Source organism: Dactylosporangium sp. NPDC005572 (assembly GCF_040605515.1).
Classification (GTDB): domain Bacteria; phylum Actinomycetota; class Actinomycetes; order Mycobacteriales; family Micromonosporaceae; genus Dactylosporangium.
In genome coordinates this window covers 1-9,941 of sequence record NZ_JBEXCY010000315.1, presented here as the reverse complement: position 1 = coordinate 9,941, position 9,941 = coordinate 1, and the positions used below count along the sequence as shown (strand labels likewise).

10 protein-coding genes are annotated in these 9,941 nt (G+C 68.2%); 5 read left to right on the top strand and 5 right to left on the bottom strand.

The genetic code is table 11. The features are described 5' to 3' along the window. Positions 1-172: 172 nt before the first annotated feature. Genes ABZS66_RS58040 through ABZS66_RS58025 form a run of 4 tightly spaced genes read right to left on the bottom strand, consistent with a single transcriptional unit; the run spans position 173 to position 4,039 of the window. The gene (locus ABZS66_RS58040) at positions 173-1,183 is read right to left on the bottom strand and encodes an ABC transporter substrate-binding protein (RefSeq protein ID WP_354772990.1); all 1,011 of its coding nucleotides are present in this window, start codon (positions 1,181-1,183) and stop codon (positions 173-175) included. Next, positions 1,180-2,004, bottom strand: coding sequence for an ABC transporter ATP-binding protein (locus ABZS66_RS58035; RefSeq protein ID WP_354772988.1), 825 nt, complete (start codon positions 2,002-2,004; stop codon positions 1,180-1,182). Before ABZS66_RS58035 ends, ABZS66_RS58040 begins: the two co-directional genes overlap by 4 nt. After that, positions 2,001-3,035: an iron chelate uptake ABC transporter family permease subunit gene (locus ABZS66_RS58030; protein ID WP_354772986.1), complete on the bottom strand. Its 1,035-nt coding sequence runs from the start codon at positions 3,033-3,035 to the stop codon at positions 2,001-2,003. The genes ABZS66_RS58035 and ABZS66_RS58030 overlap by 4 nt, the downstream gene beginning before the upstream one ends. Beyond that, complete coding sequence (locus ABZS66_RS58025) at positions 3,032-4,039, bottom strand: iron ABC transporter permease (protein ID WP_354772984.1); 1,008 nt, start codon at positions 4,037-4,039, stop codon at positions 3,032-3,034. Before ABZS66_RS58025 ends, ABZS66_RS58030 begins: the two co-directional genes overlap by 4 nt. 567 nt (positions 4,040-4,606) lie before the next feature. Between ABZS66_RS58025 and ABZS66_RS58020 the strand changes: the two genes are divergently transcribed. Continuing rightward, positions 4,607-5,140: an ImmA/IrrE family metallo-endopeptidase gene (locus ABZS66_RS58020; protein ID WP_354772982.1), complete on the top strand. Its 534-nt coding sequence runs from the start codon at positions 4,607-4,609 to the stop codon at positions 5,138-5,140. 116 nt (positions 5,141-5,256) lie between these two features. Continuing rightward, complete coding sequence (locus tag ABZS66_RS58015; protein ID WP_354772980.1) at positions 5,257-6,069, top strand: hypothetical protein; 813 nt, start codon at positions 5,257-5,259, stop codon at positions 6,067-6,069. Between the two features lie 11 nt (positions 6,070-6,080). Here the strand turns inward: ABZS66_RS58015 and ABZS66_RS58010 are convergent, their stop codons facing one another. Further along, positions 6,081-6,710: a TetR family transcriptional regulator gene (locus ABZS66_RS58010; protein ID WP_354772978.1), complete on the bottom strand. Its 630-nt coding sequence runs from the start codon at positions 6,708-6,710 to the stop codon at positions 6,081-6,083. Positions 6,711-6,838: 128 nt separating this feature from the next. On the opposite strand from ABZS66_RS58010, the gene ABZS66_RS58005 reads away from it, so the two are divergent. The 3 genes from ABZS66_RS58005 to ABZS66_RS57995 all read left to right on the top strand — a co-directional run bounded on the left by ABZS66_RS58005 (position 6,839) and on the right by ABZS66_RS57995 (position 9,870). Beyond that, the gene (locus ABZS66_RS58005; protein ID WP_354772976.1) at positions 6,839-9,028 is read left to right on the top strand and encodes a hypothetical protein; all 2,190 of its coding nucleotides are present in this window, start codon (positions 6,839-6,841) and stop codon (positions 9,026-9,028) included. A 111-nt stretch (positions 9,029-9,139) separates the two neighbouring features. Next, positions 9,140-9,349, top strand: a complete 210-nt coding sequence (locus ABZS66_RS58000; RefSeq protein ID WP_354772974.1) for an SDR family oxidoreductase — start codon at positions 9,140-9,142, stop codon at positions 9,347-9,349. Between the two features lie 137 nt (positions 9,350-9,486). Beyond that, positions 9,487-9,870, top strand: a complete 384-nt coding sequence (locus tag ABZS66_RS57995) for a transposase (RefSeq protein ID WP_354772972.1) — start codon at positions 9,487-9,489, stop codon at positions 9,868-9,870. The last annotated feature ends 71 nt before the right edge of the window (positions 9,871-9,941 follow it).

The window sequence follows — 9,941 nt, the reverse complement described above, 5'->3', positions numbered from 1 at the left end:
CCCGCACGGTCGTAGACCACCGTGCGGGCATGCGCGGCGACCGGAGGGGCAACCAGGCCCCAGCACGCGCCGGAGAGTCCCAGGCCCGCCTCGAAGACCACCGTGGTGTCGCCGTCGCCCACACTGCTCAGATGCAGGCTGTGGCCGTCGACGGAGACGAACCGGGAGGTCGTCATCCGAGCTTCTTGGCGTTCTTCAGATCCCCGGCAAGCTCTCCGTAGACCTTGGCGTAGGACGCGTACGAGTACGGCGCCGCCGCGTACCACGGGTAGACCTGGCCGGCCTGGACCGCAGGCAGGTGCGCCCACACCGGGATCTTTGCGAGGTCGGCCTTGGACGCCTCGTAGGTGCGGGCGTCGACAAGGATGACGTCGGCGTCGCTGAAGTCGGGAGCCTTCTCCCAGCTGTACTGTGTGAACACCGTCTCGTCCGGCTTGATCGGGTCCATCACGTCGAGGCCCTGCTTCTTGAGCGTGGTCAGCTCGGGTAGATACTTGGGGTAGGCGACGTAGAGGCTGTCCTTGCCGGGCGACATGACGACAACCTTGAGGCTCGAGGAACCCGCGACCGCCGCGACGTCCTTGAGCGCGGTGTCGTAGCTGGTCTTCGCCTGCAGGAGCTCGGCGCTCTTCGGGTCGGCGCCGAGCTTGCCGGCCAGGTCGACGAAGGTCTGGATGGCCGAGTCGGTGGTGTCGTAGTTGCCGGGCACGGCGATCGCCGGCGCGAGGCCGAGGATCTTCTCGGACTGCGCCGCCGGGACGTACCAGAGGCTCTTGTTGTCGAACGTATAGTCGATGAGCAGCTGCGGGTTCATCAGCGCGTACTTCTCGGTGTCGAACTCGCCGTAGGTGCTGCCGATAACCTTGACCTTGCTCAGGTCGAGCGAGCCGGCCTGGTAGCTGAGCTTGCCGTGCGCGTCCGGCTTGAGTTCGCCGTAGGCGCCGGCGACGTGGTAGCCGGCGTCCCACAGGGCGGCGGCCACGCTGCTCTGCGCGACCACAGTCGCGGGAGTGGTGGGCAGCGACACGGTCTTGCCGAGCGCGTCCTTGTATTCGAACGGGCTGGCCGGGGCCGCGCTCGACGCCGTCGAGGTGGTGTCCGAGCCGCCACCGCAGGCGGCTATGGAGAGCGACGCGGCGATCACGACAGTGACGCCGGCGACGAGCGTGGATCGTCTTTTCATGGTGCGGGTTTCCTCTCGGGAAGGTGACGCGACGTCAGGCGCGGGATGACCAGTGGCGTGCCGGACTCCGGATCGGCGATGACCCGGCAAGAAAGTCCGAAGACGACCTCGATGAGGTCGGGGGTGATGACCGTGACGGGATCGCCCTCGGCGACAATCCCGCCGTCCTTCATCGCCACGAGGTGGGTGGCGTAGCGGGCCGCGAGGTTGAGGTCGTGCAGGACGGCGACGAGGGTGCATCCGCGCTCTGCCCGCAGGCGCAGGCACAGGTCGAGCACCTCGATCTGGTGCGCGATGTCAAGGTAGGTGGTGGGCTCGTCGAGCAGCAGGATGTCGGTCCGCTGCGCGAGGGCCATCGCCAGCCAGACCCGCTGCCGCTGCCCGCCGGAGAGCTCGTCGAACGGGCGGGCCGCGAGGTCGGCGGTGCCGGTGAGCTCGAGCGCAGCGTCCACAGCAGCTTGGTCGGCCGGCGACCACTGGCGCAGCAGCGACTGGTGCGGATACCGGCCCCGGGCCACCAGATCGGCGACGCTGATCGCGTCCGGCGCGGCCTGCGACTGCGGAAGCAGGCCGAGGCGCCGAGCGACCTCCTTGGGCGGGTAGTCGTGGATAGCCTTACCGTCCAGCACGACCGCGCCGTTCTGCGGTTTGAGCAGGCGGGCAAGCCCGCGCAGCAGCGTGGACTTGCCGCTGCCGTTCGCGCCGACGATCGCGGTGAACGAGCCATCGGGGACGGCCAGGTCGAGGTCGTGGACGATGCGGCGGCCGTCGTAGCCGAGCGTGACTTGCTCCGCCCGAAGCCGCTGGCTCGTGTCGGTCATGCGCGTCCTTTCCGCCATTCGCTGCCCAGCAGCCACGCGAGGTAGACGCCGCCGACGAGCCCGGTGAGCACGCCGACCGGCAGCTGCCGCGGCTGGAACGCTTCCCGCGCCGCGAAGTCGGCGACCACCAGCAATAGGGCACCGGTGATGCCCGAAGCCGCGAGGTTCGGCCCCGGCGCACCGGTGAGCCGGCGGGCGACCTGCGGCGCCGAGAGCGCGATGAACTGGATCGGTCCGGAGATGGCCACGGCCGCGGAGGCGAGCAGCACGCCGGTGGCGACTGCGACCGTACGTGTCCGGCCCACGTGTAGGCCGAGGCTCATCGACCGGTCGTCGGCGAACTCGCCCAGGCTGAGCGGCCGGGACAGGCCCACGCAGAGGACGAGGCCGACGAGCAACGTCCCACCGATCAGCCGCACCTCGTCCCAGCCGCTGCCGGCCAGGTTGCCGACCAGCCAAACCGAGGCACTCTGCGCGTCGTACAGCTGCGAGTGGACGATCAGCAGCGAGTTGAGCGAGTTCAGCAGCGCGCCCGCGCCGATGCCGACGAGGACGAGCCGCAGTGGCGACACCCCGTGCCGGGATGAGAGAAGGAACACCACGGCCGCGGTGATCGCGCCGCCGGCGATCGCGCCGACCGGCACCGCGCCGGCGCCTGCGTGCAGGACGAGCATGACGACGAGCGCGCCAGTCGACGCGCCGGAGTTGAAGCCGACGACGTCGGGGCTGCCGAGCGGGTTGCGGGTCAGCGACTGGAAGAGCGCGCCGGCGACGCCGAGCGCGACGCCGACCAGCATGGCGGTGACCGCCCGGGGGAGGCGCAGCTCGCCGATGATGAGATTCTCGGCCGGCAGGCCGTGGCCCGCGAAGACCGCGAACACTCGGGATACCGGGAACGAATTGACCCCGGCCGAGAGCGTCACCAGGATCCCAGCCAACACCGCAACCGTGAGCGTGACGCAGACCAGCAGCGAGCGACGCCGTACGCGGATCGACCAGCCGGCGGTGGCGACGACCATGGCATCGATCATGCCGCCGCCACCAGCGACCGGCGGCGCACCAGCGCGATGAACACGGGGGCGCCGAGGATGGCCGTCACGATGCCCGCCTCCACTTCGGCGCCGCCCGAGACGACGCGACCTAAGGTGTCGCAGAGCACCAGGAACGCGCTGGCCATCAGCATCGACAGCGGCACGACCTTGCGCTGGTCGGCACCGACCAGGAAGCGCGCGACATGCGGCACGGTGAGCCCGACGAAGGCGATGGGTCCCGCGACCGCAGTAGCCGCGCCGCACAGCAAGGTGATCGCTATGGCGGTCGCGACCCGGGCACGTCCGACACCCAGGCCGAGCGCGCGGGACTTCTCCTCCCCCAGCGCAAGCGCGTTGAGCCCGGGCGTCACCAGCAACGCGATCACGACGCCCACCGTGATGAATGGCAGCGCGATGAGGAGCCGGTCGTAACCACGGTTGACCACCGAACCCACCACCCAGAACCGAAGCTGGTCGAAGCTCGCCTGATCGCGCATGGCGATCGCGTTGATGTACGAGAACAGCACGGCGGTGAGCGCGGCCCCCGCCAGCGCCAGGCGTGCCGGGGTGGCGGCAGCGCGCCTGCCGCTGCCGAGCAGGTAGACCACGCCGGATGCCAGGGCGGCGCCGACAAGCCCGAGCCAGGTCTGCGTGAACCCGTCGGAGATACCGAAGAACGCAAACCCGGTGACGACCGCCGCGGCGGCGCCAGCGTTGACCCCTAGCAAACCAGGGTCGGCGAGCGGATTGCGGGTGAGGGCCTGCATGAGCGCGCCAGCGCCGCCCAGCGCGAGTCCGGTGACCAGGCCGATGGCGGTGCGCTCGAGGCGCAGCCCGCGCACGATGTCGGCGACGTCGCCGTGAGCGCCTGGCGCAAGCGCGCTGATGACCGCCGTGGGCGAGATCGCTTGCCGGCCCACCATCAAGCTCAGCACGGCGACGCAGCCCAACGCGGCCACCGCCACGACGAAGACCGCGAATTGCCCGATGACCTTGGAACGCACGCAAGTAAGGTTAGCCTACCTTTATCTCGATGCGATTGCGGGTGCCCTCGGGACCGGACCTGAAAGCGGTCGGTCGATGCCCGGCCAGCCGTGGCCTCGATGAAGTCGACAGCCGAGCGCAACGAAGCGACCATGCGGAGACAGAGAAGCTTTGGTGATCTGGGGCGCGGCTTTGAACGCGTCGATCCCGTGCTGTCGGACGGCGGCGTAGCGGTAGGCCCCTACGCATCGCTGAACTCGCCGCGTTGGTCGATAACCGGCTGACGCGCGACGGTCTGAGGCTGCGAGAAGCGGCAAACGAAGCGGGCGTGAGTGCCGCCACGCTGTCTGGGGTCCTTAACGGCAAAGTCCCCGGATACCGTCACGTTCGCCGCGTTGGTCCTGTGGCTCGGGGTGTCAGCAGACCTGTTCATCGACCGAGACCGGGAAGTTAGCGGGGCTGAGGCGATCGAGGCGCACCTGCGTGCGGACCGTACGCTGCCCCCATCGACCGCTAAAGCCCTCGCTGCGCTGATAAGGGCTGCCTACGCGGATTACGGTCACCTCGCTGCAGGCAAGGAGTGAGGCGTGCCGACAGCAACATCGTTGCTGGTGCGCGGGTTCAAGACGCGGTCGCAGCGAATCGCTACCGAGCAGCGTGCGCTGCTATCGCTGGCACCGTATGAACCACTGGATCCCCGGGCACTTGCGGCCCACCACGGCGCCAAGATCCTTACCCCGGCCGACCTGCCGTCACTCGGAGCCGAAGACCATGAGGAGCTGCTGATTCAGCATCATCGTGCGTGGTCCGCCGTCAGTATCACGCTTCCTACCGGCACTCTGGTGGTCTACAACCCCACCCACGACGTCGGCCGGATCAACAACTCGCTGTGCTATGAGCCGAGCCATCTGATCTTGCAGCACCAGCACGGCCAGCTACTCGCTTTCGCCGACCGCGTCATGGGCGACTTCAACGAGCGACAGGAGGAGGAAGCGAACTGGCTTGCGGGATCCATCCTCTCACCGGAGGCCGCACTCAAACGCGCCAAGCTCGCCGGGCGCAGCTACGCCGAGACATCTCGCCTCCTAGGTGCGTCGGAGGACTTGGTGTGCTTGCGCTGAGCTAAGAGCGGCATCGACCGGTATCTGAGCGCCATCCGCCGCTACTGCTGCGTCCACGAACGTTGGCCGGGTTCCTGCTGGCGGGTTTTGTCGTACCTGTGTGGTGTGATGCGGGTATGCCTCGCCGTAGGGACCCGGACGCGCCACGAGTGGTGCATCGCACGGCCCGGGTCGGATTGCGGCTGACCCGGGCGCAGCGGCAACGCTGTTACCGGCTGCTGCGCTCGGCCGGCGACGTCTGGGCGTGCGTGCTGGAGATCAACGCCTGGCGGTGGCAGCGCCGTGATGCGCCGCTGGTGTCGTATCAGGGGTTGTGCCGTGAGTTGGCGGCGTCGGGTCCGGGCACGTTCGGTGACCTGGACAGTGTCGGGGCCCGGTCCGTGTTGCGCCGGTTCTCGGATGCGTGGTTCGCGGCGGCGAAACGCCGCCGGGCCGGCGACGAGACGGCGCGGTTCCCGCGACGGCGGCGTGGGTTGGTGCCGATCCGTTGGTATCACGGCACGTTCGGCCTTTCCGGGTGCAGGCTGCGGGTGCCGGCCGCGGCCGGGTGTCCGCCGGTGTGGCTGCGGCTGGACCGCGACGTGCCGTACCCCGCCGACCAGGTGCGGTCCGTGACCCTGCTCGCCGACGCCGGCCGATTGTGGGTCGAGGTCACCGCCGAGGTGCCCGTCGCCGCCTACCCGGACGGTACCGGCCCAGACCCGGACCGGGTGGCCGGCGTCGACCTCGGGATCATCCACCCCTACGCGGTGGCCGGCCCGGACGGGCACGGCCTGCTGGTCTCGGGCCGGGCGATCCGCGCCGAGCACCGCCTGCACCTGGCCGACACGAAGGCCCGCCGGCGTCGGCGCTCGGCTGCGACCGGTGCAACTGCCGGCTTGTGTCCTGACCACGCCGCGGCTGGCCGAATACCAGGCGCCTCGCGGTAATCTCGATTGCGTCACGACCCTGGCGCGTCGTGGGTGCGCGGGTCGTCGATGAGTGCTTGAAGGGCGCGGGCGTAGGTATCAAGCAGCAGGGGCGCGGGAGTGGCCGTGAGAACGGGATCCGGTGCGACCGCGAGGTGCAGGAGCAAACCGTTGATCTGGGCGGCGATGAGCCGAGCGCGTAGATCGCGGTCGGGTCCGGCGAGGCGATCCCGCAGCGGTTCGATCAGCTGTTTCTCGAGGGCTGTCTCGACGTAAGCGCGCACATCGGGCCGTTCGATAGCGCCTAGCAGTGCTCGGTAGATCGGCAGGATCGACTCCTGGGTGTCCTCGAACAAGTGCTGCAATGTGGTGCGGCCGAGTGTCCCCAGGGGGCCGCCGACGAGACGACCCAGGTCCGTACTGATGGTCATGGTCTGCAGGAACAGGGCTTCCTTGGACCCGAAGTGGCGGATCACGAGCGCGGGGTCGACGCCGGCTTCGGTGGCGATGTCGCGCACCGAAGTGCTGGTGATGCCGTTTTTGGCGAACAGTCTGCTGGCTGCGGCCTTAATGGCGTCCTGGGCGTGGTTCGATCGTGGCCTGCCTCGCCGGGGAGCTGGGACGTAGTCTGCTGCCCCGCCTGCGGTGTCGTGCTGCTGCATGCCCTCTCCCTGCCCTGTGATGCAAACCATCCTGTCGTGCCGCGAAAATAGAGTCAATGGCGTTGACAAAAATGTGCGCAGCTGGCTCTACTGGTGTCAACGACGTTGACACCAACCAGGGACGGGTCATGGTGGCTGAGGCATCAGCGCTGGCGCAGAGCGCCGACGAGGAAGAAGGCAAGCGGGTTAAGCGGCGCTCGACGCGACGCAGGTTGTTCCTGTCGTTCCTGCTGCCGTTGTTCTTTGTGGTGTGTTTCCCGCTGGCGTATGTAAGCGCGTTCCACGCGCCGGCACCGAACAACCTGAACCTGCTCGTGGTGGGGCCGCAGCAGGTCGTGTCGCCGATCGCGGCACAGCTCGAGGCCGGGTCGTACGTGACGCAGGAGACCGACGTCGCGGGTGCAGCCGAGACAGCCGTGCGTGAACGCAGGGCCGACGGCGCGATCAGCGTCGCGGTTTCCCAGGCCGCCGGGGCGCAACCCACGTTCACCGTGACGACCTATATCGCTGGCGGCGGAGGCACGGCGCAGAGCGCGGCGGTCAAGGCGGCAGGTGCACAGATCGCTGCCCAGTTCGGCGTGACGAGCACGGTGCGCGACGTTGCACCACTGGCGGGCAAGGACTCGCTCGGCACGGCACTGTTCTATTTGCTGATCGTCCTCTCGCTCGGCGGCTACCTGGTCATCGTCGTCATCCACCAGGTGTGGCCGGCCGCCGGGCTGCGGGTCAAGTTCGTCGCCGCCGCCGCCACGGCGGTCGCCGCGCCGGTGCTGACCTTCGCGCTGATGTCGATCTTCGTCGGTTCGTACGGCGCTGGTGTCGGGGCGATCGCCGCGCTGCTCGGGGTGGCCATGCTCTACGTGTTCACTGTCGCGTGCGCCATGATCCTGGCCGGGCAGTTCCTCGACACCTGGATCACCTTCGCCGTGATGGGGTTCATCGTCTTCCTCAACTTCCCCAGCGCGGGCGGGGCCATCCCGGCGCACATGCTGCCCGACTTCTGGCAGAACCTGCACAGCATCTATTTCGGCGCTGGCGCGATGGAGTCGTTCCGATCGATCGTCTACTTCGGCGGGAACGGTGCCACCCGCTGGATACTGCAACTGGCCGCGTGGACGGTCGCGCTGCTGGCCGCCGTCACCATCGTCGCGTTGACCAGGACGGTGCGCCGTCATCGGGTGCACCTTGCCGCGTTGTCCGCGTTCCCGGCCGCCGGTGACCGGCACCTGCTGCCGCTGACGATGCCGGAGAACCACCTTGACATGGTGATCAGCCCGAACTCCGTCGTGCCTGAACGCTCGGCGCCGCTGGCCGTGCGTATCGGCGCCCTGATCGCCATGCCGTTGTTCTTCATCCTGTCGTTTAGCCTGAGCTATACCAGCGCACTGCACGCACCAACGCCGAACGGCTTCGCCCTCACCATCGCCGGCCCGGCCGCCGTGTCCCAGCAACTCGCCGATGCCATCGACCAGCGCACCGGCGGTGCTTTCAGCATCACCCAGCGGGCATCGCTCACCGACGCGGTCACCGCCGTCACCGACCGCGACTCCGTCGGCGCCATCAGCGTCGACGGGAACACTGTGACCGCGGTCATCGCCTCCGGTGGCAGCAAGCTCACCGCCGGCACCGTCGAGTCGCTCGCGGGTCAGGTAGCCCAGCAACTCGGCGGCACCGTGACTGTCAAAGATGTCGCCCCGCTGGCGGGCAAAGACCCCACCGGATCGTCGTTGTTCTTCCTGATTATCATCGCCACGGTCGCCGGTTTTCTCACCGTCACCGCCCTCACTCAGATCGTGCCGGTCCCACGGCTGGGGTCCTTGATCGTCGCCAACGTGGTCACCGCAGTCGCCGCACCCCTGGTCGGTTTCGCGGTCATGAGCATCTTCCTCGGGGCTTTCGGTGCCACCTTCGCCGACATCGCCGCGGTCCTCGCCGTCATGATGCTCTACACCCTTGCCGCCGGACTCATCGCCACCCTCTTCACCCGGATCCTCGGCCAGGTGTCCGTCCTAGGCGTGATCCTCGTGCTCGTCGCGCTGAACTTCCCCAGCTCCGGTGGCCCCGTCCCGGCGGCGATGCTCCCCGGCTTCTGGCACGAGTTGCATGGCTGGTGGATCGGCTCGTCCGCTTTCGAGGCCATCCGCAGCATCATCTACTTCAACGGTGCCCAGACCGGGACCTGGGTAGGGCACCTGTCCGTCTGGGCTGTCGCCGTCGCCGCGGTCCTCGCCGTTTTCGAGATCGGCAAGCGCGCCCGGAACCGCCGACACCCTGAGACCGCCGAGCCCACCGCAGAACGTGCCGCCGTCAGCGCCTGAGTGAACAGCCCGAGACGGCGACGCACGTCAGTTCGGGAGGAAACACTCCTGACAACCGGCGGCGAGTCTGCCAGCGGGGCGTGCAACGCAAATTTGGTCGATCGGAGACTGATGACCGACTTTGGCCGTCGGAGCGCAGAGGTTCCAGCATTCAAGCTCGACGCCCGCGACCGCGACGGCTGGATCAAACTCAAGCAGGACGTGGAAGGCCGGTTCGGCCCCGTTGACATCCTGGTCAACAAAGCCAGCATCGGACCGAATCGGCGGGAGATCGCCGACACCACGTTCGAGTGGTTCGACCGCATGGTTGCGACAGCCTGACCGGCGTATTCAACGGAGTCCACATCTTCGTGAACGACATGAAGGAGCGGGGGATCGGTCATGTCGTCAACACATTCTTGGTGAGCGGCGTCATCCTAGGGCCTATCTGATGGATCTTGAAGCGGGTCTGGTGTGGCGTGGCTGGTGATGTGTCCGATGTGGAACGGCGGCGGCTCGCGCTGCTGCTTCCCGGCATGGTTCCGCAGCGTGGTGGTCGGTGGCTTGATCACCGGTGGGTGATCAACGGGGTTCTGTGGCGGGTCGATTCCGGCGCGGAGTGGCGTCGGGTGCCGGAGCGGTATGGGCTGTGGAAGACCTGCTATCACCGGTTTTCGCAGTGGGAGTCCGACGAGACGTCGGCGGTGTGCGTGGATCAGGTGTTATTCCGGGCCCTGGCGTCCGTGCTCGTCGATGAGTTCGTTGAGCAGGCGAGGTTTCCCTATGCAGGCACGCACCCGCTCGGCCCGGTAGTCGGCGCTGACTGTGGACGGCGGTCCCGGCGGCTGGTGTTGCGGAGGTGACTGGGCTGACGGGCGTGTGCGGTGAGGCGCTGGGTGGTCTGCGCCAGCGGCAGGGTGTGCATGATCCGGGT

Excerpts from the sequence above, each read along its gene's own strand:
- ABZS66_RS58040 (WP_354772990.1), bottom strand. The coding sequence starts at position 1,183 with ATGAAAAGACGATCCACGCTCGTCGCCGGCGTCACTGTCGTGATCGCC.
- ABZS66_RS58035 (WP_354772988.1), bottom strand. The coding sequence starts at position 2,004 with ATGACCGACACGAGCCAGCGGCTTCGGGCGGAGCAAGTCACGCTCGGC.
- ABZS66_RS58030 (WP_354772986.1), bottom strand. The coding sequence starts at position 3,035 with ATGATCGATGCCATGGTCGTCGCCACCGCCGGCTGGTCGATCCGCGTA.
- ABZS66_RS58015 (WP_354772980.1), top strand. The coding sequence starts at position 5,257 with ATGCCTCGCCGTAGGGACCCGGACGCGCCACGAGTGGTGCATCGCACG.
- ABZS66_RS58010 (WP_354772978.1), bottom strand. The coding sequence starts at position 6,710 with ATGCAGCAGCACGACACCGCAGGCGGGGCAGCAGACTACGTCCCAGCT.
- ABZS66_RS58005 (WP_354772976.1), top strand. The coding sequence starts at position 6,839 with ATGGTGGCTGAGGCATCAGCGCTGGCGCAGAGCGCCGACGAGGAAGAA.
- ABZS66_RS58000 (WP_354772974.1), top strand. The coding sequence starts at position 9,140 with ATGACCGACTTTGGCCGTCGGAGCGCAGAGGTTCCAGCATTCAAGCTC.